The sequence below is a fragment of the Halosolutus sp. YCN4 genome, assembly GCF_059736495.1.
In genome coordinates this window covers 121,503-146,166 of record NZ_JCASSM010000006.1, presented here as the reverse complement: position 1 = coordinate 146,166, position 24,664 = coordinate 121,503, and the positions used below count along the sequence as shown (strand labels likewise).

Genomic DNA, 24,664 nt, shown 5'->3' with positions numbered 1-24,664 from the left:
GACTGCGACGAGTGGGGACCGGAACGGGGACCCGATCGCTCACCAGGTCCCGTGGAAGGTGTCGAAGGAGAGTTCGTCCAGCGGCTCGTCGCCGACGGCGATCCGATACTCGCCGGGGGTGAGCATGGGCTTGTGGAACTGCGGCCCGTCGTCGGTCGTGATCCGCGGACAGCCCGTGTTGACGAAGGCGTCCATGTCGAAGTTCCGCAGGCGATCGGGGGTGACCTCGTCCATCGTGATGAGGTAGGCGTCGTCGTTGTCGTCGAGGATGTCCTGGGCAACCTCCCAGCGCCCCTGGCCGATCTTGGTGCAGAAGATGACGCCCCACTTCTCGGCGTCCATCGCGCGGTGGACGGCCCCGTACCGCTGTTTCATGAACTTGTCCGTGTCGGCGACGGTGACGACGTTGTTGACCGGATCGGCGATGACGACGTGTTTGTCGGGGTGTTCCATCGCCAGTCCGAGCGGGTGGAACTTGCCACCGCCGACGTAGAGCACCTGATCTGCAGGGACGTCCGCGCTGGCGTAGTTGCAGCCGAGCACCTGGCCCTCGTGGGTGAGCCGATCGTCTCCCCGTCGGCTGTGAACCTCGTAGCCCCGCTCCTCCAGGAACGCCGTCATCTCCTCGTACCGGTTCATGTGCTGGGCCGTGGTGACGAGGCCGACGCCTTCGGTCTCCTCGGGCGGTTCGAGCGTATCGAGGGCCTCCTCCATGATCGGCGCAACCTCGACGTTCGAGAACAGCGGCACGTAGATCACCTTGTCCGTGTCCTTCATCGGCGAGTGGCCGAAGTGGACGAACACGTCGGTGCGTTTCATCAGGTACGTATCGAGGTCACAGGCACCGTAACACGGCTGACCGGAGAGCATGAACGTCACGTCGTCGTCGGCCAGTTCCCGGAGGTCGTCGGCGACGGCCGGACCGCGCCGTTTCAGCCCCTCGGGAAACTGCAACCCGACCTTCGTCGCGTCTCGTTCTTCGATCGCCTCCACGATCGTCTCGAGTTCGTAGTCCCACTCGCGATCGTGCTTGAGACGCATCCCGGTCTTCCTGAGGTCTCCCTCGCTGTACTCCGACTCCTGGCTCATTGGCCGGTATTACAGCCACGGACGTAAAACGGCGACGCTTCCGAAACCGGCTGCGCGACGAGCGGGACAGGCGGGCACGCTGGATGCCGTCAGGAGGGCCAGCCGACAGTCTGGACGCGCCGCCGGGCGGTGACGTCGGGCCTCTCGAAGGCGGCCTGAAAATCCTCGGCGTCGAACTCGGCCCTCACTCGTCCGGTTCCCCCAGCAGGTCGGTGATCCGACGGCGGAGCCGTTCGACGGTCTCGACGAGTCCTTCCTCCTCGATGGACGCGACGTGACACACCGTCTCAGGGGGACCTCCGATCTTACGACAGTTCAGTATACTTATGAGACTTGGATAGAGTGTCGCCGAGCGAGACCAGTCACTCGACCCAACAGTCATAGTACTGGAGTGTAAACCGGGTGCCTATGGCAGCGGAATCGCCCTCGGAGGGCTATCTATTCGACCTCTATCGCCGATACATCGGCGAACCGGAGGACCGGACCGACGTGTACCTCGGGTTCGGATTGTTCCTCGGTGGAATCGGATTCGCGATCGTCGCACTGCTGCTCTACCTGTGGAGTAGCACGTTCGAGGCCCGTACTGCATCCCACCTCGCGTGGGCGGAACCTGCATACGCGCTCGCGATGGTGGCTTTGCCGGTCCTGATGCTCGGGATCGTGGTGTTGCTCCCGTCGGAACGACGGGTGCTGTACACGTCGATCGCCGGCGTCGTGGTCGCGATCGTGGCGATCGGCGGGTTCGTGTACGCCTATCCCGACGACTGGAACGGGTACGGCGCCGACTACACCGTCGCAGTCGTCGCGGTCTACGCCGTGGGCCTGGCCGGGATCACCGCTTCGACCGGCGCGGCGCTGATCGCCCACTATCTCGACATGGCACGCACCGCGAAACAGGTCGAGACGGTCGACGAGGAAGACGACGATCCGGAACTCACCGACGCCGAGGTACGGGAGGACATCGACGACGCGATGGAGGGAGTCGAACTCTCCTGGGGTGGCGTCGAGAAGACGGAACACAAGCGCCTCTCCTTCTCCGAGGACGAGTTCGACGAGGTCAACGTCGACACTACCGCAGGAACGAAGCGGACTCGATCGACGGGGGTCGATCAACAGGTCGCGGGACTGAAGGGTCTGAAAGGTGGGGAGACCACGACGACGACCTCGAGTTCGACGGTCGACGACCAGACCCAGAAGCTGAAGGAACTCCGCGAGCAGAAACGGCAGGAAGAGGCAACCGTGGACGCCGACACCGGGTCGGTCGCCTTCCTCGCGTCGGTCCGAACCCGATTACGTGAACTGGTTGGCCGGGATTAACCGGTCGCGACACGTATTCCTACACCTTTCGAGACAAATATCAGATGGTGAAATTAAGGCACATAGATTTATAATCCGTCAGTGGCCTTGGCCAACTATGGCCAAAGGCCTAGACGTTGGGACGATGAACATCCTGTCGGCACAGCAGGATGGGAACGATACAGTGTTTGTGCAGCAGCGTAACTCCTTCGTAGAGATCGAGTACTCGGACATGGCCGAGCAGATGCTCTCGCGAAGCGAAGTGCTCCACATCCGAAAGGACGACAAGGTGTACGTCGTCGGCGACGATGCCCTGAACTTCGCGAACATCTTCAACAAGGAGACCCGTCGACCGATGAAACACGGGATCCTCTCGAACGATGAGAAGAGCGCGATCCCGATGATGAAACTCATCATCGAGCAGGTCGTCGGCGAACCCGCCTATCCCGACGAAAAGCTCTACTTCTCGTCTCCGGCGGATCCGATCGACTCGGATCTCTCGACGCTGTACCACCAGAAGACGATCGAGTCGTTCCTCGACGACATGGGGTACGATTCCGAGCCGATCAACGAGGGGATGTCCGTCATCTACAGCGAACTCGCGGACAACAACTTCACCGGCCTCGGCATCTCGTTCGGTGCAGGGATGACGAACGTCTGTCTGGCGTACTACGCGGTACCCGTGATGAAGTTCTCCGTCGCTCGCGGTGGCGACTGGGTCGACGAACAGGCCGCCCGCGCGACCGGGACGCCCGTCGACAAGGTGACCTCGATCAAGGAGGGCGACTTCGAACTCGACTTCACGACGGACGTCGGCGGCGTCGAGGGTGCCCTCTCGATCTACTACGAGAACCTGCTCGACTACGTCATCGAGAACATCGTGAAAGAAGTCGACGAGGAAGACGTCGAGGAAGGACTGGACGTTCCCGTCGTCGTCACCGGCGGGACCTCCAGCCCGGACGGCTTCGAGGCGCTGTTCCGTGACCACCTCCAGGACGCGAACATCCCGTTCTCGATCAGCGGCGTCACACACGCGGACGAACCGCTCTACAGCGTGGCCCGCGGTGGCCTCGTCGCCGCTCGCTCCGACGAGGACGTCGACCACGAGCAAGAAGCCGAAGCGCCAGCGGCGAACGAGTAATCCCCTCGACTTCCGTTTTCGCGAGGACGGCGAACGAGTGCCGATCCCCGGGGCAACCGATCGGAAGATCGTCCGGCGATCGGCCAACTCGTCGAATCGGGTCACTCTCCGTCGAATCGCGCCACTCGTCGAATCGGGTCACGTCACGCCGTCGGTGGTCGTTCGGAGAATCGGATCACGCCTCGTCACTCCTCGTAGAACCGGTTGAACGCGTCTCGCCAGGACTCTCGCTCCTCCGGCGGCCGCTCGTGTTCGACCGGGATGTCCGCGTAGCTACAGTGTGGACACGTCACGGTCGAGACGTCACCCAGCGAGAGTTCCTCGAGGGACCCCTGACACCGTGGACACTGCTCCATAGGTGTATCTGACACGGTACGGCCTTAACTCTAGTCGATATTTTATCGTAACTGTCACGAATTGCGGCGTCCGCCGGCGGTTAGTACCGCTTTCACCGGGGCCAGTCGATCGGAGTCGACGAAACGCCGCGACGTGATATTACTATAGCGTATTCAACAATCTTTTTGTATGCGGCTCATGTATGTGGTAGCAATGAGTACGACTTCCACGCCCGACGGCGAACCGGCGATCGACGGCTGTCGACCGGCAGACGTTACCCCCGTCACGCTCGAGGCCGCGGCCCTCGAGTCGACGGCTCCCGCGTACCTCCGCGAGTTCAAGCGCGACCTGATCGACGACGGGTTAACGCCCGCCGGCCTGACCGTCGAGGCCCGATTCGACGAGGACTGCTCGCTCGCGACCCAGGAGGAGATCGATCGGCTCCGACGCTACGTGCGCGCCGGGGCGTTCCTCGGCGTCGGGACCGTCACCGTCGCGATCGACGACGTCGCGAATCCGGAGAAGGTTCGCCCGGCGCTGTCCGCGACCGCCGAACGCGCCGAACGCGACGGACTCACGCTCGACGTCGCAGACGACTCGGTGCTCGAGTACTGACGCGGACATGTCGGGTCCCTCCCGACGGACGCTCGCCCGACGGCTCGAGGCTGTCGAGGACTTCTCCGAGCCGTCCGCGTCACTCGAACAGTATCTTACCCCCGCCGATCTCGCCGCTCACGTCTGTCACCTCGCCGGACTCCACGCCGACCTCGACCGCCCCGTTCTCGATCTCGGTACCGGAACGGGGATGCTGGCGGTCGGCGCGTCGCTCGCGGGCGCAGAACGCGTCGTCGGCGTCGACGTCGACCGGGACGCGCTCGCACTCGCCAGGCGGAACGCGGCCGCCGTCGGGACCGGCCCGATCGAGTGGCTTCGCGGCGACGCGATTCGCCATCCCTTCGCCCTCGCCGACGGAACCGTGATCTCGAACCCGCCGTTCGGTGCCCAGCACGGGAACCGACACGCGGACCGGGCCTTTCTCGAAACGACGGCCGAGATCGCCGCCGTCTCCTACACGATCCACAACGAGGACAGTCAGTCGTTCGTCGAGTCGTTCGCCGCGGACCACGGCGCGACCGTGACCCACGCGTTCCGGGCCCCGCTCCCCATCGGGAACCGGTTCGAGTTCCACACGGAATCCGAGCAGACCCTCGACGCGGAGGTCTTCCGGATCGAGTGGCACTAATTGTAGCGCTCTTCGCGCGCGATCGCGACCTCCGTACCGTCAGCGCTCGCGTAGATCGTGTCACCGTCGCGTTCGAACGTGATCCCGCCAGCCGTGGTCGTTTCGTTGGCGACGGGCACCTGCGCCGTGGCGGTGGTGCCGTCCGAGTCGACAGCGAGGCGGAACTCGCCGTCGTCGGAGGCCATCGTCACGTTTCGATCCGCGATCCGAACGTCGGCGCGTGACGCGTTCGATTCGTAGGCGAGACGGTGATCGCCGCCGTTTTCCCAGAGCCAGACCTGGTAGACGGTGTCGTTCCCGACCGTCTCCCACCCCGTTCGGTCGACGTGAACGGTCTCGCGCCAGCCCGGTCCGCCGACGTGGATCGTCTCCTCGCCGGTGAACGCGAGTCGCTGGGCCGAGACCGCCTCTAGCCAGAGCTGGCGCTTCTCGCTCACGACGATCACGCCGCTGGCGTTCAACTGGACGGCGTCCTGAAACGGTCCGATTTCGATCGCGGTGACGAGTTCGTTCTCGACGCCCTCCGCGTAGGTGACGGTGTAGTCTTCGATCTCGACCCCCGCGTTCGAGGCGGCGCTCGTCTCTTCGAGCACGAGGAGGTTGGCCGGGACCGCGATCCCCGCGAGGACGGCGAAGACGACGAGCATGGCCATGAACGCGGCGCTCCGACTCGTCACGTTCGCCAGACGGGATTCGCCGGTCACGGTTCCGGTTCCCCCGGAGCCGGCCAGCGACCGAAGCCGATCGGGTCTGTCGACGAATCCCTCGGTCCCTTCGGCGTCCCGGCAGCCGAGTTCGAGGGCTCGATCGGCGGGGCCGGTCGCCGTCGATCCCTGCACGCGAGCGACGACCCGATCGAGCGTCTGCGGGACGAGCGGCGTCTCGGGGCCGGCGACCGCGAGCGTGACGACCAGCGAGAGGATCGTGACCACGGCGACGCCGGGGCCACGGAGGAGGATGTAAGTGTTCTCGCCGCCGAACCAGTAGATCGCCCACAGAGAACTCGAGAAGCCGTACAGCAGGACGGCCAGCCAGACCCGTGCCACGTCGGGACGGCGATCGCGTCGCCTGAGCACGAGTACCCCGAGCACGAGTCCGATAAAAAAGCCGAGCGCGTGGCCCTGGATGGCGATCGTGGCCCACGACGGGGGCGACGGCGGGCTGGGTTCGGCCACGTAGACGGTGATCGGCGACTGCAGCGCGCGGTAGATGGTACCAATGACGCCCTGGACCCCCAGGGTGGCGACGATCGTTACGATCGGGTAGTGGACGATGGCGAAGCCGGCGAACGCGAAGACGACGCCGGAGAACCCGATCACCGGCCCGAGCGCGAAGACGCTCGTCAGCAGGGCAACGGCGACGACGATCGCGGGAAAGATCACGAACGCTCGCAGCCACGGGTTCGTTCGCCACGACGCGAACGTCTGGGAGCCGCGCTCGTCGGGGTAGTGGCCCCACGCGTACTCCGCGATCGGCCCGACGACGACCGTTCCGAACAGGTTCCCGAGCAGGTGGCCCGGTCCGGCGTGAGACAGCGCGGCCGTCACCATGCCGAGCGGATAGAAGTACGACCACGATCGAAACGGGAGCGTCACGGGGTCCTGAAAGTCGGTGATCCCGTCCTGGACGAACAGGTACAGCGAGAAGACGACCGCGATGGCGACGAGCGTCCCCCACGGCACGCCCATCACCAGGCGGGCCCGGGCGACGTCGCCCCAGCGTCGTTCCCCGCGGTGGAGATGCCCGACGATCGCGATAGAGACCAGCAAACTCACCACGACGACGACCGCGATGGCGGTCGCGATCGAGAGCATGTCCTGTGGTTCGACCCGATCCGTATAGTGGTTTACATTCCGGACCCGGCGTCGCGAACGGCCCCCCGATCACGGGCTTGACCGGCGCTCCCCGGCGAGTCAGCGACGGCTTCGAAAGGTACAAGCGGCCGACGCACGGAGTATCGGCCATGGAACTGCGGGTCACCGAGAGCAGCGAGGACGAACTCTCGATCGAAATCGCGGGCGAGGATCACACGTTCATGAACGTCCTCAAGGGCGCCCTGCTCGAACACGAGCAGGTGAGTGCGGCGACCTACGACGTCAACCCCGAACAGTCGGGTGGACAGACCGAGCCGATTCTCACGATCAAGACCGACGGTACGATCGAACCCCTCGCGGCCCTCGAAGAGGCCGCCGTCGACGTCCGCGAGAAGGCGTCGTCGTTCCGCGACGCGTTCGAGACCGCCGCGTAGATCGAACGCCCACGACCGATCGACGCCCGTTTTCGCCGCGATCGATCGCCAGCACTCCCAGAGAGTTACGCCTCGACCGTGACGAGTCCTTCCGTCGAGTTGACGTGGACCCGCCGGTCCTCGCTCACCGTTAGACTCGTGCGAGCGAGGGCTATCGGGTCGGTCCCGTCGGGTCGATCGGCCACGAGTACGGAGTGATACGACGTGATGTCGTCGGTCCGCTCGTACGGTTGCGTGTAGTAGCCGTGCAGGTGAAGCCCGTCGCCGACGGCCTCGACTCGGGCCCAGCGATGGTCGATCGATCCGGAGCCGAAACCGGACTCGACGACGATCACGACCCGGTCGTCGAAGTCGACTCCTTCGAGGGTCGTCCGCGAATCGTCATCTGAGGCCTCGAGATCGATCGTCTCCTCCAATTCGCCCTCGGTTTCGACGAGACGGACCGCGTAAGCGCTCTCGTCGTGTTCGAACTCCCCGTAGCGGAGTGCGGGGTCGGCGAGACGGACGCCCGAGAGCGTGTCGAATTCGACGGTGGGCTCGGTCGCCATCTCCGCACCGAGGTAGTGGTCGTCCCACGCCTCCCACGGGTCGTCCTCGTCGTCGACGTCCGGCCGCTCGATCGCGTGCGGTGGCTCGTCGACGCGTGGCTCTTCCTCGATCACCTCGCCGTCTTCGTCGTCACCGCCCGCGCTGTCGTCGTCCGCACCGTCGTCCGTTTCGTCGCCGTCGGACGGTTCATCGTCCGATCCCGAACCCGGGTCACTGGTCTCGTCGAGACAACCGGCACCGATCGTCGCGATAGTCAGGCCAGCACCTGCGAGGAGCGTGCGTCGCGTTCGTCGACTCACACGTCTCGCAACCGTTCGGGGACCCAAGTACCTTCAGCTAGCTCAAAGACGAATTGTAGTTTTCCGGGCCACGAGCGCCGGCAGGGCGGAGGACGTCGATCGCCGGCTCAACAGACCGCGTACACAATGTAGAGCCGATCGTCGGGGGCGACGTGGACGTCGATTCCTTCGGCGTCGTACCCGCTCCGGACGTCGTCGCCGAACCGCGAGGTCAAGAGTTCGTCCGCGAGGTCGCCCGCGAGGTCGCTCTCGTCTCCGTAGTCTTCGATCGAGACGCCGTCGACGATCAGCGGGGCGATGGCGGGCGTCGACTCGCCGCACTCGGGATCGAACTCGCTCAATTGCGGCGTGTCCCCGGGATCGTCGTCGCCGTACTCGGCGATGACGAGCTGGCGGTTCCGATACTCGGCGTAGGCCGCGAGTCCGTCGTCGTACGATCGCGCCGGGTCCCCCGCGGCTGCCCGTTCGTCCGCGAGGTGGTCGTGGAGCTCCCGTTCGGTCGTCTCCAGGTCCAGACCCGCGGCTTCGACCTCTTCGCCGGGCGCGTCGGGCGGCGACGGGGTGCCGATCCCCGGGAGCACCGACGGGGGAACGATTCCGGTAGCGAACAGCGTGACGACGAGTCCGACGACGACGAACAGCGGCGCGTACGGCTTGGCCACCTCGAGCCAGCCCGGGGTTGCGAGGTCCCGATCGACGTCGTCGTAGGTCTGCTCGGTCTTCTCGAGGTCCGGGTTCCCACACCGCGAACACGGCGGATTGTTCCTGACGTGTTCCCGGCCGCAGTTGGGACAGGCCCAGACGTAGGTCGTCCCGGTATCGACCGTCCGACTCGCCGCCGCGTCGGCTCCGGACTCGTCTTCGCCCTCGCGAACGACCGCTCTCTCGAAGGCGTTGTGGCCGCAGGCGTCACAGGGTGGATCGTTCTCCGCGTGTGGTTTGCCACACCACGTGCACCGCCACTTCACTGGTAGACCTGCACGACCGTGACGGCATAAGCGTACTGGATACCCGACCCCACTCTCGATACGGGTTTTTCCTGCTCGATACCGTCGATTCCGTATGACGCCCGCGGAACGAGCGTTCCTCGAACGTGCTCGCGTCGCCGCACTCGCCACCGTCGCCGAAGACGGGCGGCCCCACGTCGTGCCGATCTGCTACGCGCTGCTGGACGCCGACGACCCCCGACTCGTCACCGCGATCGACGAGAAGCCGAAATCGACCCGTGACCTCCAGCGGGTCCGGAACATCCGGGCCGAACCGCGGGTGACGGTGTTGGCCGATCGATACCGGTCGGACTGGTTGCGGCTCGCGTGGGTCCAGGTTCGCGGAACGGCAACCCTGCTGTCGCCCGGGGCTGACTCTCACGCGGCCGCAGTCGCCGCTCTCGAGGCGAAGTACGACCAGTACGCGGATCACGACCTGGCGAACCGGCCGATCGTCGAGATCCGTATCGATGATACCCGATCGTGGGGCGCGCTCGAGGAGTAACGCCGATCGCTCGCGGTCAGCGACGGACGGGAACGCCCCGCTCGTCGAGGTACTCCTTGGTCTCCGCGATCGAGTACTCGCCGAAGTGGAAGATGGAGGCCGCGAGTCCGGCGTCGGCGCCGGCCTCGGTGAACACGTCGTACATGTCCTCGGGACCGCCACAGCCCGAAGAGGCGATCACCGGCGTATCGACGGCGTCACAGACCGCCTCCGTGAGTGGGAGATCGTAGCCGTCCTTCGTGCCGTCCTTGTCGATCGAGTTGACGAACAGTTCGCCGGCACCGCGGGATTCGGCCTCCTGGGCCCACTCGACGACGTCGATGCCGGTTCCCTCGCGGCCGCCCTTCTTAGTGCACTCGAACCAGCAGGATTCGCCGTCGATCTCGACGTAGTGTTCGCCTCCCTCGTCGAAGCGTCGCCTGGCGTCGACGCTGATGACGATACACTGGCTCCCGAACGCGCGGGCGCCCTCGGTGATCAGTTCGGGACGTTCGAGCGCCCCCGTCGTGATCGAGACCTTGTCCGCGCCGGCCCGAAGCGCCTCCTTGATGTCGTCGGTCGTTCGGATACCGCCGCCGACCGTGAGCGGGATGAAGACCTCGTCGGCGACGCGCTCGACGACGTCGAGCATGGTCTCGCGCCCCTCCGCGGACGCGGTGATGTCGAGGAAGACGAACTCGTCGGCCCCCGATTCGTTGTATTCTTTGGCCATCTCGACCGGATCGCCGGTGTACTCGAGGTCCTCGAAGTGAACGCCGGTGTAGACCGCCGGGTTCCCGTCCTCGTCCAAGTCGACGTCGATACACGGGATGATTCGCTTCGTCAGTACCATTTACTACCCGGCCCTTCGCACCGGGGGTAATAAAGGGGTCTGGATCGGTCACTCTCGCGGCGTCGACTGACGCGATCGATCGGTCGCGACGGTGGCGATCGGATCCCGTGGTCGTCAGGATTCGGGGTCGAGCAGTCGCTCCCGGAACGCGTCGACCGCCTCGGGGAGGACCTCGAACCGGGCCCGCAGGCAGACGTACTCGCCGTACTCGCTCGTCAGCGAGACGACGACGCCGGGATCGCCGTCGGCTTTGCGGCGGATCTTCTCGTCGGTCCAGGAGAGCGTCCGGACCGTCTCCGCGAGTCGATCGGTTCCGAGCGACGGTCGCGTCAGTTCCCCGGCGGCCGATTCCGCAGCCGAAATCGCGGCCCTGCGCTCCGAACCGATGGGATCGATCGAGTCGGGCCTGGGGAGTTCCCCCGCCTCGAACCGATCGCGGACGCGTTCGAACGCCCGGTACTCCTGTTCGAACCGGAGCGCGTCGCGGAGCCCTGTCGCCAGTCCCGGTTCGATCCGACCGTCGCGTGTCTCCCGGAGTCCGTCCCGTGCGTCGTACACCGGCCTGACTGCCTCCCAGAGGACGGTCTGGTCGAAGCCGGTGTCGACCTCGCCGTCGACGAGGGTCGAGAGCCAGTCGTCGCCGTCCTGGTCGGAGAGGTCGACCGCCCCGGCGCGATCGGCCGACGCCTCGAGGACGTCGGCAAAGACCGGTTCGAGGTCGACTCGATCGCCGGTCTCGGCCGCGTACCGGTCGGTACAGTGGTCCCAGATGGCCGTCGTCGCCGTCGCGAACTCGAGGTCGCCCGCGGCGCCTCCGATGTCGATGACGGTGGCGGTGTCGTCGACGTTCCATCGCCCGACGCTGTGGCTCGCACGCCGGAGATCACGCTCGAGTTCGGCGAAGAACAGCGTCGCGCGCAGTCGTCCGTCGTCGCCGTCCTCGCCGCGGTAGGCGATTCCGTCGCGCCGGTCACCGACCGCCGATTCGACGGCTGTGCGTTCGTCCGAAAGCTCCGTGAGAAGCGTCTCGGTCTCGGCCTCGATCGCTGCGAGCGTCGTCGCCGACGCCCGGGCAGACTCGCGAGCGCGTCCGATCGTCCGCAGGGCGTGGTATCGATCGGCCCCGGTCGCCTCGGCCGCGTCGTCGCGGTACTCGATCGCGCTGTCCCGGCGATCGGCGATCGATTCCCTGACGACACCGTTCGGCACGTCGTCTGCGGGTACGACGTCCGGTACCGCCGACAGGAGATCGTCGACGCGCGTACGATGTGTGTCGAGGGCCTTCGCCGCAGGTTCGACCGGTGTCGGCCGAACCACGTCCGGAACGGCCGGTTCGGAGTCGGCGAGGATGGCCTCGGCGTCCGATCGAGCGAACCCCGTCGACGACGTCCCGTCGTCCAAGGAGAGGTCGGTGCAGCCGGCGACGGCAACCCCGGACGCCGTCGCGAGTCCGGCGAGAAACTCGCGGCGGGACCCGGATCGATCGCCGCTCATCCGTCCACCTCCTCGTCGGTTCGATTCGCGCCGTGGCCGGTCTCCCCGTCGGAGTCGTCGGATCCTCCGCTGGTCCCGTCGCTCTCGAACACCGAATCCGGACACGACGAACTCTCACCGCTCGCACGGCTCGAAGGGCTGTCGTCGTATGCCTGCTGGACGCGGACGAAGATCGCTTCCATGACCGTCACGTCGGCTTCGCACGGCGTCGTCGGCGCTTTCAGCGAGCGACAGTACTGCGTCCGGAACTCGTCGGGGCGGGCCCGGACGCTCAGCAGGTGCCGACGGTAACAGTCGTCGATCGGCCGTTGTTCGATCACGACCGTTTCGGTCTCGAAGTCGGTCGCCTCGAGGAACGATCGGGCGTCGGCCGCGTCGTCGCTGTCGATCCGGACGTCGGCGGCGGCGTCCTCGGTCACGACGAAGTCGACGGCGCGCCCGCCCGGTCGCGATCGATCGGAGTCGCTGTCAGTAACGACGAAATGCTCGTCGTCGTCCGAACGAAGCGTCAGGGCGTCGTACTCGTCCGACGGTATCGGCGTCCCACCGTCGGTGGCGGCGTGTTCGCTGGTGGTCTCCGACTCGCCGATGCCGGCACAGCCGGCGAGGACGGCCGAGAGACAGCCACCGGCGGCTAACAGCCGTCTGCGAGGGATGTCAGTGGAGGGCATTCGAGGAATGAATTTTCAATCTATCAATAAATACTCTCCGGACGAACGATCGGCTTCGGTTCTCGGATCGGTACCGGGACCGGAGTGCTCGGCGTGAGCTGTCTACCCTGTCGACACCAGTCCGCCCAGTCGCTGTAGATGTCTTTAAGGCGCCGAGTCGAAAACACTGGAACATGGCAGACGACACAGCACCTACGGACGACTCGGGCGCCGACGTCGGTCACGACGTGGAAGCGGAACGGACGACTGCACCGATGAGCGAGTACACTGGCCGTGACGTCGGCATCGGCTTCGTCGCGATGCTCGTCGGCGTCGCCATCGCGTTCGCAATTCCGCTCCTCGCGTTTCCGCTGTAGCGGTTAGAAGACGTACTCGTCGTCGTGGCCCATCATCCCGTCGTCTTCGAGTCCGGTTCCCGTCCCCGTTCCCTCCTCTTCGTCCATCGGTCCACTGGTCTTGTAGGCTTTGATCCCCGTCGAGAGGAGATCCTCGATCGCCTCCTCGCGGTTGACGAACTCACCGCGCTCGACCATCTGCGCGATCTGCATCTCGAGGTGCTCCGGAATGGTGATCTCTACTTTCGGCATCTGATTCGGCTTTCGGCGAGGGGGTATTTAGCTCTGACGGGGATTCTGCACCGATGTAGGAGAGAAATTTTTCCGGTTCGAGAGCCCCGATTCCCGGTTCGATAACCGTGCAGGGTCGGACTCTTCGATCGGTCGGGATTCGAACGTCGCGACGTCGACTCGGGTCGTCGGGAGCGTTACTTGTTGCCCATCATCGAGTCGATCGCGTTCTTCAGCGTCGTCCCGGGTTGGGTGATGGAGTCGAGCTGCTGGCGCATCTTTCGCTGGTTGAAGTAACTCGCGAACGCGAGGATGGTGGGCGGCCAAAGGCCGACGAAGAGTCCGCGTTCTCGGTCTCCGCGCAGGAAGAAGTAATACCAGGCGAGACCGACGGACGCCGCCGATGCCAGCGCTGCTGGTCCCATGGCCTGTTCTCCAACTGCTTCCGGTGCCTCTCCGGAGACGTCTCGTTCTGCCATCTGCTGTTTCGTAGCCATACGGAAGAAACGAAGGACGAGACGCTACTAAGGGATGACGAGGGTTTCGGGAGTAACCCCCGAGTTGTCGCTCCGGCCGGACCGTTACAACTCGTTTCGTCCCCGTTCCCGGCGTGGAAATTTCGCGTTTCCATCCCGGCCCGCTCCCGAACCTATGTTAGCACACCACATTATCCGCTTCCGTGAGAGCAGTGTGCGATTCGCCGCCCCGATCGAGCGCCGCTGTCCCGGCGATCGAAACCACCGGCAGGCGAACCAGCGCTTCGCGAAACGCCAGCGTTACGTTTCCGAGGCCGGTAGCGGACTCCATGAAGGACGTCACGGACCTCTACCGGGAGTTCGGCGAGGAACGGCTCCCGCCGGGCCAGCGCGAGACCACCGAGTTTCCCGTCCTCTCGAAGAGCGGGACGCCGGACTGGGACCCCGAAACCTGGGAGTTCACCGTCACCGGTGCCGTCGAGACGGAACTGGCGTTCTCCTGGGAGGAGTTTCGCGACCTGCCGAGCGAGACCCAGCGCCAGGACTTTCACTGCGTGACCGGCTGGAGCAAGTTCGACTGCGAGTTCACGGGCGTTCCCCTCCCGGAACTCGCGGAGCGGGCCGGCGTTATCGACGACGTCGACGAGCGACGGTCGTCGGGCAACCGGACGGAGTCCGGGCAGGCCGTCCACGTCATGTTCTCCGGACTGGACGGCTACACCACCGATCTCCCGCTCGAGGACTGTCTCCGCGAGGAGGTCCTCCTCGCGTGGGGCTACGACGGCGAGTCCCTGCCCCCGGACCACGGGGGGCCGCTTCGGGTCGTGACGCCACACCGGTACGCCTACAAGGGCGCGAAGTGGGTCGACGGGATCGAGTTCCTCACGGAACCCGAACGCGGCTACTGGGAGAAACGCGGCTACTCCCAGACGGCGGATCCGTGGCGAGAGGAACGATACAGTTAGCGGCCGAATAGTTAGGCTGAAGGCGCGGCGGTCCCGAACTGCGTTCGATGGACCGAGCGTCGGGCGAGAGACGGCTGGCGGGTGACCCGGGACCAGCGGCCCGTCTCGCGGAGGAGGTCGACCTGGTGAGCCGCAGTCGAGAACTCGAAGACGTCTCCTTCGGTGCGATCGCCGATCCAGCCGACGGAGCACGCATCCAGTGGGCGACCCCCGACGGCCTCGAGGTCGTCGGGCGCGGCGTCGCGGCCCGCTTCACGGCCAGCGGCGCGGATCGCATCGATCGCGTTCGAAGACAGGCGGCGGAGACGTTCGCCGCGCTCGACCACGACGGGCCGTCGGTCGCCCGGCCGCGGGCGTTCGGCGGCGTATCGTTCCACGACGGCCACGACGAGTCGCCGCCCTGGACGGGGTTCGGAGCCGCGTCCTTCGTCGTTCCGCGGATGCTCGTCACCCGCAGCGACGAGGCCACCTGGCTGACGACGGTCGCTTCCGACGACGCGACCGCCACCGATCGACTCGAGCAGTGGGCGGAGCGACTCGCGGACCTGCCGCCGATGCGACCGAGCGGAACGGCGCCGGGGGTCGCCGCGAGTCGTCGAACCACCTCGCAGACGGCCTGGACCGACCAGGTCGAGACCGCTCTCGACCGGATCGCGGACGGTCGACTCACGAAAGTCGTGCTCGCACAGGCCCTCGAGGTCGACCTCGAGGGACCGATCGACGTCCCGGCGACGGTCGAACGGCTTCGTCGGCAGTACCCCAACTGTTACCGGTTCCTCGTGAGCAACGAGCCCGGGGGCACGTTCTTCGGCGCGCCGCCGGAGCGGCTGGTCTCGAAACGCGGCTCGCGGGTCGAAACGGAAGCCCTCGCGGGGTCGGTTCCGCGGGGCGAGACGCCCGAGGAGGACGAGGAGTACGTCGAGCGGATGCTCGACAGCGAGAAGTTCCGGCGCGAACACGGACTCGTCGTCGACTCGATCCGGGACCAGCTCTACCCGCTCGCCCGCGACCTGACCGTCGAGGACCGGACGATCCGCCGGCTGGCGACGATCCAGCACCTGCAGACGCCGATCGCGGCCACGCTCGCTGACGACCGCCACGTCCTCGACCTCGTCGAGGCGTTGCACCCGACGCCGGCCGTGGGTGGCGTCCCGCCGTCGGCGGCCCTCGAAACGATCCGGGAGACGGAGACGTTCGATCGGGGCTGGTACGCCGCACCGATCGGCTGGTTCGACGCCGACGGCGACGGCGAGTTCGCCGTCGGAATCCGCTCCGGCCTCGCGACGGACGAGACGGTCACGCTCTTTGCCGGCAACGGGATCGTCGCGGACAGCGATCCCGCCGAGGAGTGGGACGAAGTACAGCTGAAGTTCCGACCCATTCTCGACGAACTCCGATAATCGATGACTGCACCAAACCGTGCGACGCTGTGGGGCCGCGTTCTCGTGGACGAACTCGCGAAGGGCGGCCTCGAGGCGGTCTGTATCGCGCCCGGGAGCCGATCGACGCCGCTGACGGTCGCGTTCGCCGCACATCCGGAAATCGAGGTCTATTCCCACCTCGACGAGCGCTCCGCCTCGTACTTCGCACTCGGGCGGGCGCGACGGACGGGCGAGCCGACGGCCCTGGTCTGTACGTCCGGGACCGCCGCGGCGAACTTCCACCCCGCGGTGATCGAGGCGAATCAGGCCCGCGTCCCGTTGCTCGTACTGACCGCCGATCGACCCCCGGAACTGCGCGACAGCGGCGCAAATCAGACGATCGAACAGCGAGGCCTCTACGGGGACGCGGTCCGGTGGGGAGCCGACCTCCCGGAACCCGAAGCGGACGAGCGGAAAGTCAGGAGCCTCCGGACGACCGCCGCCCGCGCTCTCGCGGAGACGACCGGCAACCCACCGGGTCCGGTCCACCTCAACTGCCCGTTCCGCAAACCGCTCGAACCGATACCGGTGCCCGATGACGTTCCCGAGGCGTTCGCCGACACGCTGGGCGGTCGGGGCCGCGAGGGCGCGTTCGTCGACACCGCCAGCGGTCGCCCGCGACTCGACGACGGCGAACTCGACCCCGTGCTCGCCGCGCTGGCGGGGGCCGATCGGCCGCTGATCGTCGCCGGACCGGCGGATCCGGCGGACCTGATCGACCTCGAACCGGATGCCGTGACCGAACTCGCGACGCGACTCGGTGCCCCCGTGCTGGCCGACCCCCTCTCGGGGCACCGGTTCGGCCCGCACGTCGACGACGGGCCGATCGTCGGGGGCTACGACGGCTACATCGACGCAATGCCGGCCCCGGACGTCGTCCTCCGGGTCGGCGCGTCGCCGACGTCGAAGCCGCTTCGACACGCGCTGCGCGACGCGGACGCGATCCAGTACGTGGTCGACCCGGCGGGCGAGTGGCGCGAGGCGACGTTCACGGCGACGAACCTGCTCGTCGCCACGCCCGGTTCGGTCGTCGAGACCCTGCTCGATCGACTCGAGGACGACGCGAACGGGGAGCCCCGATCGACGACCGATGGGGACTGGCTCGCCGGGTTCAGACGGGCGGAGAACCGGCACTGGGAGCGTCGCGACGACGCGCTCGAGACGGCCGCCCTCCGGGCCGATCCCTTCGAGGGAGCGGTCCTCGCGTCGGTGTTCGAGGGAGCGCCGGATCCCGCGACGATTTTCGTCTCTAACAGCATGCCGATCCGGGACGCGGACCGGTTCGGACGGCCGCGAGCGGCCGACCTGACGGTCCTCGCGAACCGCGGCGCGAGCGGCATCGACGGGATCACGAGCACCGCGCTGGGCGCCGGGAGCACGGTCGACGACCCGCTCGTGCTCGTGACCGGCGACCTCGCCTTCTATCACGACTCGAACGGCCTGCTCGCGATCGATCGCTGCGGCGTCGACGCGACGATCGTCCTGCTGGACAACGACGGCGGCGGCATCTTCCACAAACTCCCGATCGAGGACTTCGAACCGCCGTTCACCGACCAGTTCAAGACGCCCCACGGCCTCGCGTTCGACGCGCTCGGCGACCTCTACGACTTCGCGTTCGAACGTGTCGATCCCGCCGACTTCGACGCCGCCTATCGTCGATCGCTCGCCGCCGACGGCACGCAGGTGCTCGCGGTCGAATTCGACGCGGAATCGAGTCACCGCCGCCGCGAGGCTCTCCGGGAGTCAGTTCTCGAGGCAGTAGCGACCGACCGAACCGGAGAGTCAGGGTCGTAGGGCCCACCGGACTGCCACGGCGTAGCCGAACGGAATCCAGCAACAGGCGATCGCCAGCAGGCCAAACGGCGATACCGGATCGATCGGGGCGGCGAACAGCCCGATCGGGAGGAGCACGCTCCAGCCACCGAAGGCGACGGTCGCCACCCGAGGAAACGTGAGCACGTAGCCGACCAGGAGCAGCATACAGGTGGCGACGACGACGTTCGTCAGAAGCGAAAACACCGGCGTGAGGCTCACGTAGACGAACAGCGGGTACAGGGCCGTCACGGCCCCGAGACCGACGATCGTCGACTGATCGAGGCTGTGCCCGTCCTGGTTCAGATCGACCTCGTCGGTCCAGTCGTGGACTGCGTAGCTGAACTCGGCGTCGTCGTGTGCAGATCGATCGGCGGTCGCTCCCGTTTTTCCTCGAGTTCCCGCCGTTGCCGTCCTCGTTCCCGCCTTCGTCGCTGATTCCGTTCCAGTAGCGTGACCGGCCGTCCCCTCGCGATCGCCATCGAACGGCCACTCGCCGGCCGATCGCCGGTTCGACGTTCGTCGCTGTCGCCGGGCGCGCTGTCTGGCGTGGTGACTGGGGCCGGTGGATCGATCGCTCCCGTGGTCGGGCCCGCGGGTGGAATCGCTCCAGGTCCCGCGCTCTCGCGTGCGCTGTCGCCGGTTCGTCGTTCGCGAGGTGGTCCGCTCGGTGCCGGTGGCCGACGACGATTCCGCCCGATCGTCGCGGTCCTCGACGGTCGAGTCGTCGGCGTCACCGGACCCAGCGAGTCGGACGTACGACTCGTGGCCGAGTCGATCGTACCGTGCGCGTTCCGTCGCGTCGGTGAGCACCGATTCGGCCGTCGAGACGCGCCTGAACTGGTCGGCGGCGTCGGGGTCGTCGTTGTGGTCCGGGTGGGTCTCGAGGACGCGATCGCGGTAGGCTGACCGAATTTCGTCCTGCGTCGCCTCCCGGTCGACCCCGAGGACGTCGTAGTACGTCTCGCCCATCGATCGGTTTCGGGTAGGTCCTGCCGTGCAAAAATCGTTCGGATTGGCTGACTGTCACTCGTTATGATCGGTGAATCCGGGGACGCGTCTCGGTAGTCCGATCGACTGATCGGTGCCGATCGACCGGTTTTCGACCGGTCGATCGGGTGATACCCCGGTCTTCGACGCATTCTCGGCGCCGACCGATCGCTGTCGATTCGGCGCATATCCAACTGATAAACCGTATTTCGATATACCAAATCGGCTTTCCTCGGATCGGCGTCTCAACCCGTTTCCGGAGACCCGATCGCGTTTTTCGAGTGGAACCCCGCGATCGGACCGCACGTCGATCGGATCCGGGCCGGCACGGCGGTGACCACGCTGTCCGACGGGGTTTTGATACGGAAACTCGACAGCCACTGGAGGACACTATCGAAAGAACACTCGCGAGAACGCTGTAGAAACGAAAGGACAATCGCAATGAACGGTCACCCCGTAGTCTCCGATAGCGGGAACTCACGGAGGAACGAGTATGTCCGACACCACATCCACTTCACGACCCGTCGTGATCGTCCTCGCACTCATCGCCGCGCTCGTCGTCCTCCCGGGCCTCTTCATGGGAATCGGGATGATGGGATTCGGTCCGATGATGGGGGGCTGGAGCCACATGTGGGGCGACGGATCGGTGCCCGTCTGGATGCCGTTCGTCGGCGTCCTGATGCAGTTGCTGTTCCTCGCCGCGCTCGTCGGCCTCGGCTATCTACTCGTCCGCGCGGTCGCTGGAACCGACGAGCGTTCCGATCGGGCACTCGAAGAACTGCGTCTCGCGTACGCCCGTGGTGAGCTAACCGACGAGGAGTACGAACAGCGACGCGACGCGCTCGAACGGACCGACTGAACGAGACGCGCGATCGAGGCGATCGGATGGCGTCAGCAACTACCAGGGACGAAGACGGCGTCACGGTAGCGAACTCACAGAGGTCGGCGAGGACGCGAATCTATTTCAGGCGACGGCCACCAAACAGGAGCCAATGGTTTCGGAACTCTTCGACGCGGATCGGTGGAAGCCGATCGACGACTTCGACTTCCAGGACCTGACCTACCACCGGGCGGTGGACTCCGGGACGGTCCGGATCGCGTTCGATCGACCGGAAGTGCGCAACGCCTTCCGGCCGGGAACGGTGGACGAACTCTACGACGCGCTCGATCACGCCAAGCGCCAGACTGACGTCGGTTGCGTGCTCCTGACGGGCAACGGTCCGTCGCCGAAGGACGGCGGTTGGGCGTTCTGTTCGGGCGGCGATCAGACGGTTCGTGGCGAAGACGGCTATCAGTACGAAGGCGACGAGAATAGCGAGGCGCAAAGCGCCTCGGAACAAGCGAGCGGGCAAAGCCCGCGAGCACGAGCCTCCGAACAGGGCCGGCTGCACATCCTCGAGGTTCAGCGACTCATCCGCCACATCCCGAAGGTCGTCGTCTGCGTCGTGCCCGGGTGGGCGGTCGGCGGCGGACACTCCCTGCACGTCGTCTGCGACCTGACGCTGGCCAGCGAGGAGCACGCGAAGTTCCTCCAGACCGATCCCGACGTGGCGAGTTACGACGCCGGATTCGGCTCCGCGTATCTCGCGAAACAGATCGGCCAGAAGAAGGCCCGCGAGGTGTTCTTCCTCGGGAAAACCTACTCGGCCGAGGAAGCCGCGGAGATGGGGATGGTCAACGAAGTCGTCCCCCACGAGGAGCTCGAGGAGACGGCCCTGGAGTGGGGCGATCGGGTCAATGCAAAGAGCCCCACGGCGATGCGGATGCTCAAGTACGCGTTCAACATGACCGACGACGGCATGATCGGCCAGCAGGTGTTCGCCGGCGAGGCGACGCGACTCGGCTACATGACCGACGAGGCGACGGAAGGACGGGACGCGTTCGTCGAGGGGCGAGAGCCGGAGTTCGACGACTACCCGTGGCACTACTGACTCCCGCCACCGCGTGAACGCCGCCGACGCCGGCGAAGGCGGTACTGCGCGACGATCGATCGCCCGACGACCGATCGCAATGCCAACGTTGACACTCTCTCGAGTGGGATACTCGACCAAATGAGCACGGCGGAGGTCGACATCTCGCGGACGAAGGCCTGGCTGATGGCCGCACGCCCCCAGACGTTGCCGGCCGCGGCGGCGCCAGTGATCGTCGGGACGGGACTCGCAGTCCACGACGGCAAATTCGCGTTCGTCCCGGCAGTGATGGCGTTCGTCGGCGCGGCGCTGATCCAGATCGGGACGAACTTCGCGAACGACTACTACGACGCGATCAAGGGTGCCGACACCGACGATCGCGAGGGGTTCACCCGGGTCACCCAATCCGGGCTCATCCCGCCCGAACGGGTCAAATTCGCGACGATCGTCACGTTCGGGCTGGCGATCGTCGCGGGGACCTACCTCGTCTACCGCGGCGGGGTCCCGATCCTCGTGATCGGCCTCGTGAGCGTTCTCTGCGGCTGGGCGTACACCGGCGGTCCCTACCCGCTCGGCTACCACGGGCTCGGCGACCTCTTCGTGTTCGTCTTCTTCGGTCTCGTCGCCGTGACGGGAACCTACTACGTGCAGGCGGCGGCCGTCCTCGCGGACCCGCTCACGACGACGATCCCCGAAGGGACGATCACCCTGGGCGCGATCGTCGCCAGCCTCCCGATCGCGGCGCTCTCGACGGCGATCATCGTCGTGAACAACGTTCGCGACAGGGAGACAGACGCGGCGGCGGGCAAGCGAACCCTCGCCGTCCGGTTCGGCTACTTCTGGAGCCGCGTCGAGTACGTCGGGCTGTTCGCGCTGGCCTACGTCACGCCGCTGTGGTTCTTGTTCGCCGCGGGCTACGGGCCGGCGGTCCTGCTCCCGCTGGTGAGTCTCCCCTACGCCGTCCCGATCGCGCGGACGATCTGTACCCGGACCGACGGCGAGGCGCTCAACCCCGCGCTCGAACGGACCGGAAAGCTCCTCGCGCTGTACGCCGTGCTGTTCGCGACCGGCCTGGTGATCGTATGAGCCACGAGACGGATCTCACGTTCGAGTACCGCCCGTTCTCGCTCGCGCTCGATCGACCGCTGGGAACGGCGAACGGGTCGATCGACACCCGCGACGGCTTTCTCGTCCGGGTCACCGACGCCGAGGGAACCGTCGGTTACGGGGAAGCGTCGCCGCTGCCCGGCTGGACGGAATCGTACGCCGACTGCGAGGCGGCCCTCGAGCGGGCCCGGGAGGCGTTCCGAACGGGGGACGAACGCGACGCCCTCGGGGCGGTCGATTACACGTCCGCGGCCCGGCACGCGGTCACGCTCGCGCTCGCCGACCTGGAGGCGACCCGTGAGTCGACGCCGCTCTACCGGTATCTCAGCAAGGGGCCGCTCGTCGGTCGGGTACCGGTGAACGCGACGATCGGCGACGGCGACCCGGACGAATCCGCATCGGGGGCGCGCGACGCCGTCGATCGCGGCTTCGACGTCTGCAAGGTGAAAGTCGGCCGACGGAGCGTCGAGGCGGACGTCGAACGGGTGCGGCGGGTCCGCGAAGCGGTCGGGGACGGGGTCGACCTCCGGGTGGACGCGAACGAGGCCTGGACCGTCGCGGAAGCCGAGACCGCGATCGCGGCCTTCGCCGACCTCGGCGTATCGATGCTCGAACAGCCGCTCCCGGCCGGGGCGCTCGAAGGCCACGCCGCGCTCCGGGGCGACGGCGTCGCGATCGCGCTGGACGAGGGGCTCCTCGAACACGGCGTGGACGCGATCTGCAGGGCCGGTGCCGCGGACGCCGTCGTTCTCAAGCCGATGGCGCTGGGCGGGATCGACGTCGCGCGCCAGGTCGCGGCCTGGGTGACCGAACTCGAGATCACGCCGGTGGTGACGACGACGATCGACGCCGTCGTCGCGCGGACGGGGGCCGTCCACCTCGCCGCCGCCATTCCGGAGGTCCCGGCCTGTGGCCTCGCGACGGCGGAGTTCCTCGCCGAGGATCTCGGGCGCGACCCCGTCCTCCTCGAGAACGGCTCGGCGGTCGTTCCGCAGGCGAAAGGGCTCGGCGTCGAGGGGGTGTGGGAGGCGTGATCGGCGGCTCGATCGAGTGGCCGACCCGGGACCTGCTCTCCCATCGCGCGGCGACGACGCCACAGAGAACCGCGCTGATCGACGTCGAAACGGACGAGACGTGGACCTTCCGCGCGTTCGATCGCCGCGTCGATCGGGTCGCAGGCGCGCTCGACGCGCTCGAGTCGGACGGCGAGCGGATCGGCGTACTGATGGACACGCGGCCGGCCTTCGCGACCGTCTTCTTCGCCGCGATGCGGACCGGATCGACCGTCGTCCCGCTGAACGTCCGCGAGACGGCGGACGAACTGGCGTCGAAGGTCGAGCGCACGGGACCCGACGTGATCGTCTGCGAGCGATCGACCGAGTCGGCCGCTCACGAAATCGCGGTCGACGCGAGGGTGGTGTCGGTAGACGATCCGGGTGACGATCGGACGACGCGGCTTCGGATCGGCGAGAGCGGCGAGGACGCCGATCGCTCCGGTGCGGCCTCGATCGACCCCGTCTCGCTCGCACCCGACGACGCCGCACTCGTCATGTTCACGTCGGGGACGTCGGGCGAGCCGAAGGGGGTCCGGCTGACGGTCGGCAACCTCGTCGCCAGCGCGTCCGCCTCGGCGTTCCGGCTGGGCGTCGACCCCGACGACCGGTGGCTCTGCTGTCTCCCGATGTACCACATGGGCGGACTCGCACCCGTCGTCAGGTCCGTGCTGTACGGGACGACGGTCGTCGTCCAGCGATCGTTCGATCCGGTCGAGACGGCCACGATCCTGACCGACTACGCCTGTACGGGCGTCTCGCTGGTGCCGACGATGTGCAAGCGACTGCTCGACAGAGGCTGGGAACCCCACGACGGGCTCCGGTTCGTGCTCCTCGGCGGGGCTCCCGCGAGGGCGGAGTTGCTCGAACGTGCGCTCGACGCGGGCGTCCCGGTCCATCCGACCTACGGGATGACCGAGACGGCCTCCCAGATCGCGACTGCGACGCCGGACGAGACGCGCGCTCACGAGGGGACCGCGGGCCAGCCGCTGGTCTGTACCGACGTCGCGATCGTCGACGACGACGGACGTCCCGTCGAGACGGGTGAAACCGGCGAAATCGTCGTCTCCGGCCCGACGGTGACGCCGGGGTATCTCGACGAGGACGCGACTGCGGCGGCGTTCGACGACCGTGGACTCCACACGGGTGACGTCGGCCACCGCGACGCGGACGGCCGACTCTGGGTGCTCAACCGGCGGAGCGATCGGATCGTGACCGGCGGCGAGAACGTCGACCCCGGCGAGGTCGTCGCGGCGCTCCGGGACGATCCGGCCGTGGCGGACGCCGCCGTCGTCGGCCTCGACGATCCGGAGTGGGGCGACCGAGTGGCGGCGCTCGTCGTCCCGGCGGCGGCAGGCACTGGCGCGGATTCACCGCGGGATATCGATCCGAACGCCCTGCGTGCCCGCTGTGCCGATCGGCTCGCGGGGTTCAAGCGACCGAAGACGATCGCCGTCGCGGACTCGCTGCCCCGGACCGCCTCGGGAACCGTCGATCGAGCGGCCGTCCGGGATCGACTCCGCGAGGACGGGATCGACGTGACGCGCGGCGAGTGATGGTGAGGCGCACCCCCCAGCGACGAGGCGCGTCCACTGGCGGTGAGGCGCACCCGGACGGCGCTCGTCGTCGCGTGCCTTGACGAGAGTCCCCCGGCCGGAACGGGAGTTAAGACGGTC

26 protein-coding genes are annotated in these 24,664 nt (G+C 66.9%); 15 read left to right on the top strand and 11 right to left on the bottom strand.

The genetic code is table 11. The features are described from left to right. Positions 1–39 precede the first annotated feature (39 nt). Positions 40–1,089, bottom strand: coding sequence for a diphthamide biosynthesis enzyme Dph2 (gene dph2 / locus AC6I6X_RS20215; RefSeq protein ID WP_497932367.1), 1,050 nt, complete (start codon positions 1,087–1,089; stop codon positions 40–42). A gap of 408 nt (positions 1,090–1,497) precedes the next feature. Between dph2 and AC6I6X_RS20210 the strand changes: the two genes are divergently transcribed. Together AC6I6X_RS20210 and AC6I6X_RS20205 are read left to right on the top strand one after the other, a co-directional pair. Then, complete coding sequence (locus tag AC6I6X_RS20210) at positions 1,498–2,406, top strand: cell division protein CdpA domain-containing protein (RefSeq protein ID WP_497932366.1); 909 nt, start codon at positions 1,498–1,500, stop codon at positions 2,404–2,406. Positions 2,407–2,503: 97 nt separating this feature from the next. Further along, complete coding sequence (locus tag AC6I6X_RS20205; protein ID WP_497932365.1) at positions 2,504–3,526, top strand: disk-shape morphogenesis protein volactin; 1,023 nt, start codon at positions 2,504–2,506, stop codon at positions 3,524–3,526. A gap of 185 nt (positions 3,527–3,711) precedes the next feature. Here the strand turns inward: AC6I6X_RS20205 and AC6I6X_RS20200 are convergent, their stop codons facing one another. Beyond that, positions 3,712–3,882: a zf-TFIIB domain-containing protein gene (locus tag AC6I6X_RS20200; RefSeq protein ID WP_250142285.1), complete on the bottom strand. Its 171-nt coding sequence runs from the start codon at positions 3,880–3,882 to the stop codon at positions 3,712–3,714. 193 nt (positions 3,883–4,075) lie between these two features. On the opposite strand from AC6I6X_RS20200, the gene AC6I6X_RS20195 reads away from it, so the two are divergent. Next, complete coding sequence (locus tag AC6I6X_RS20195; RefSeq protein ID WP_497932364.1) at positions 4,076–4,477, top strand: DUF7961 family protein; 402 nt, start codon at positions 4,076–4,078, stop codon at positions 4,475–4,477. 7 nt (positions 4,478–4,484) lie between these two features. Further along, positions 4,485–5,105, top strand: a complete 621-nt coding sequence (locus AC6I6X_RS20190; RefSeq protein WP_497932363.1) for an METTL5 family protein — start codon at positions 4,485–4,487, stop codon at positions 5,103–5,105. Here AC6I6X_RS20190 and AC6I6X_RS20185 read toward each other — a convergent pair. Continuing rightward, positions 5,102–6,919 (bottom strand): rhomboid family intramembrane serine protease, encoded by a 1,818-nt coding sequence (locus AC6I6X_RS20185; protein WP_497932362.1) that lies wholly within the window; start codon positions 6,917–6,919, stop codon positions 5,102–5,104. The genes AC6I6X_RS20190 and AC6I6X_RS20185 overlap by 4 nt on opposite strands. A 149-nt stretch (positions 6,920–7,068) precedes the next feature. Here AC6I6X_RS20185 and AC6I6X_RS20180 point away from each other — a divergent pair, with 149 nt between their 5' ends. Further along, positions 7,069–7,353, top strand: a complete 285-nt coding sequence (locus AC6I6X_RS20180; RefSeq protein WP_497932361.1) for a DNA-directed RNA polymerase subunit L — start codon at positions 7,069–7,071, stop codon at positions 7,351–7,353. 65 nt (positions 7,354–7,418) lie between these two features. Here AC6I6X_RS20180 and AC6I6X_RS20175 read toward each other — a convergent pair whose 3' ends face one another. Together AC6I6X_RS20175 and AC6I6X_RS20170 are read right to left on the bottom strand one after the other, a co-directional pair. After that, positions 7,419–8,201 (bottom strand): hypothetical protein, encoded by a 783-nt coding sequence (locus AC6I6X_RS20175; protein WP_497932360.1) that lies wholly within the window; start codon positions 8,199–8,201, stop codon positions 7,419–7,421. A 107-nt stretch (positions 8,202–8,308) separates the two neighbouring features. Then, complete coding sequence (locus AC6I6X_RS20170) at positions 8,309–9,169, bottom strand: hypothetical protein (protein WP_497932359.1); 861 nt, start codon at positions 9,167–9,169, stop codon at positions 8,309–8,311. A 94-nt stretch (positions 9,170–9,263) separates the two neighbouring features. Here AC6I6X_RS20170 and AC6I6X_RS20165 point away from each other — a divergent pair, with 94 nt between their 5' ends. Then, entirely contained in the window at positions 9,264–9,692 is a 429-nt protein-coding gene (locus AC6I6X_RS20165) for a TIGR03668 family PPOX class F420-dependent oxidoreductase (RefSeq protein ID WP_497932358.1), read from the top strand. A gap of 16 nt (positions 9,693–9,708) precedes the next feature. On the opposite strand, the gene hisF is transcribed toward AC6I6X_RS20165, so the two are convergent. The 3 genes from hisF to AC6I6X_RS20150 all read right to left on the bottom strand — a co-directional run bounded on the left by hisF (position 9,709) and on the right by AC6I6X_RS20150 (position 12,689). Then, positions 9,709–10,524, bottom strand: a complete 816-nt coding sequence (gene hisF, locus AC6I6X_RS20160; protein WP_497932357.1) for an imidazole glycerol phosphate synthase subunit HisF — start codon at positions 10,522–10,524, stop codon at positions 9,709–9,711. A gap of 114 nt (positions 10,525–10,638) precedes the next feature. Beyond that, positions 10,639–12,018 carry a hypothetical protein gene (locus AC6I6X_RS20155; protein ID WP_497932356.1) on the bottom strand — a complete coding sequence of 460 codons (1,380 nt, stop codon included), beginning with the start codon at positions 12,016–12,018 and terminating at the stop codon, positions 10,639–10,641. Beyond that, positions 12,015–12,689, bottom strand: a complete 675-nt coding sequence (locus AC6I6X_RS20150) for a hypothetical protein (protein ID WP_497932355.1) — start codon at positions 12,687–12,689, stop codon at positions 12,015–12,017. The genes AC6I6X_RS20155 and AC6I6X_RS20150 overlap by 4 nt, the downstream gene beginning before the upstream one ends. A 173-nt stretch (positions 12,690–12,862) precedes the next feature. On the opposite strand from AC6I6X_RS20150, the gene AC6I6X_RS20145 reads away from it, so the two are divergent. Beyond that, positions 12,863–13,045 carry a DUF7550 family protein gene (locus AC6I6X_RS20145; RefSeq protein ID WP_497932354.1) on the top strand — a complete coding sequence of 61 codons (183 nt, stop codon included), beginning with the start codon at positions 12,863–12,865 and terminating at the stop codon, positions 13,043–13,045. A 3-nt stretch (positions 13,046–13,048) separates the two neighbouring features. On the opposite strand, the gene AC6I6X_RS20140 is transcribed toward AC6I6X_RS20145, so the two are convergent. Both AC6I6X_RS20140 and AC6I6X_RS20135 read right to left on the bottom strand, forming a co-directional pair. Then, the gene (locus tag AC6I6X_RS20140; protein ID WP_250142273.1) at positions 13,049–13,276 is read right to left on the bottom strand and encodes a ribbon-helix-helix domain-containing protein; all 228 of its coding nucleotides are present in this window, start codon (positions 13,274–13,276) and stop codon (positions 13,049–13,051) included. Positions 13,277–13,452: 176 nt separating this feature from the next. Continuing rightward, entirely contained in the window at positions 13,453–13,752 is a 300-nt protein-coding gene (locus AC6I6X_RS20135) for a hypothetical protein (protein WP_497932353.1), read from the bottom strand. Positions 13,753–14,060: 308 nt separating this feature from the next. Between AC6I6X_RS20135 and AC6I6X_RS20130 the strand changes: the two genes are divergently transcribed. From AC6I6X_RS20130 to menD, 3 genes are read left to right on the top strand one after another with little or no spacing between them, the layout of a single operon-like run. Beyond that, positions 14,061–14,696: a sulfite oxidase-like oxidoreductase gene (locus tag AC6I6X_RS20130; RefSeq protein WP_497932352.1), complete on the top strand. Its 636-nt coding sequence runs from the start codon at positions 14,061–14,063 to the stop codon at positions 14,694–14,696. 47 nt (positions 14,697–14,743) lie between these two features. Further along, a complete protein-coding gene (locus tag AC6I6X_RS20125) occupies positions 14,744–16,096 on the top strand; it encodes an isochorismate synthase (RefSeq protein ID WP_497932351.1) in 1,353 nt (450 codons plus the stop codon). Positions 16,097–16,099: 3 nt separating this feature from the next. Further along, complete coding sequence (gene menD, locus AC6I6X_RS20120; RefSeq protein ID WP_497932350.1) at positions 16,100–17,911, top strand: 2-succinyl-5-enolpyruvyl-6-hydroxy-3-cyclohexene-1-carboxylic-acid synthase; 1,812 nt, start codon at positions 16,100–16,102, stop codon at positions 17,909–17,911. Here menD and AC6I6X_RS20115 read toward each other — a convergent pair. Next, positions 17,900–18,901 (bottom strand): J domain-containing protein, encoded by a 1,002-nt coding sequence (locus AC6I6X_RS20115; protein ID WP_497932349.1) that lies wholly within the window; start codon positions 18,899–18,901, stop codon positions 17,900–17,902. The two genes, menD and AC6I6X_RS20115, sit on opposite strands and share 12 nt — an antisense overlap. 511 nt (positions 18,902–19,412) lie before the next feature. Here AC6I6X_RS20115 and AC6I6X_RS20110 point away from each other — a divergent pair. The 5 genes from AC6I6X_RS20110 (at position 19,413) to AC6I6X_RS20090 (ending at position 24,544) form a co-directional block, all read left to right on the top strand. Then, positions 19,413–19,778, top strand: coding sequence for an SHOCT domain-containing protein (locus tag AC6I6X_RS20110; protein WP_497932348.1), 366 nt, complete (start codon positions 19,413–19,415; stop codon positions 19,776–19,778). A 133-nt stretch (positions 19,779–19,911) separates the two neighbouring features. Continuing rightward, positions 19,912–20,850, top strand: coding sequence for a 1,4-dihydroxy-2-naphthoyl-CoA synthase (locus AC6I6X_RS20105; protein WP_497932347.1), 939 nt, complete (start codon positions 19,912–19,914; stop codon positions 20,848–20,850). A 120-nt stretch (positions 20,851–20,970) separates the two neighbouring features. After that, positions 20,971–21,915 (top strand): 1,4-dihydroxy-2-naphthoate polyprenyltransferase, encoded by a 945-nt coding sequence (locus AC6I6X_RS20100; RefSeq protein ID WP_497932346.1) that lies wholly within the window; start codon positions 20,971–20,973, stop codon positions 21,913–21,915. Beyond that, positions 21,912–22,970, top strand: coding sequence for an o-succinylbenzoate synthase (menC, locus tag AC6I6X_RS20095; protein ID WP_497932345.1), 1,059 nt, complete (start codon positions 21,912–21,914; stop codon positions 22,968–22,970). The genes AC6I6X_RS20100 and menC overlap by 4 nt, the downstream gene beginning before the upstream one ends. Further along, a complete protein-coding gene (locus tag AC6I6X_RS20090) occupies positions 22,967–24,544 on the top strand; it encodes a class I adenylate-forming enzyme family protein (RefSeq protein ID WP_497932437.1) in 1,578 nt (525 codons plus the stop codon). The genes menC and AC6I6X_RS20090 overlap by 4 nt, the downstream gene beginning before the upstream one ends. The last annotated feature ends 120 nt before the right edge of the window (positions 24,545–24,664 follow it).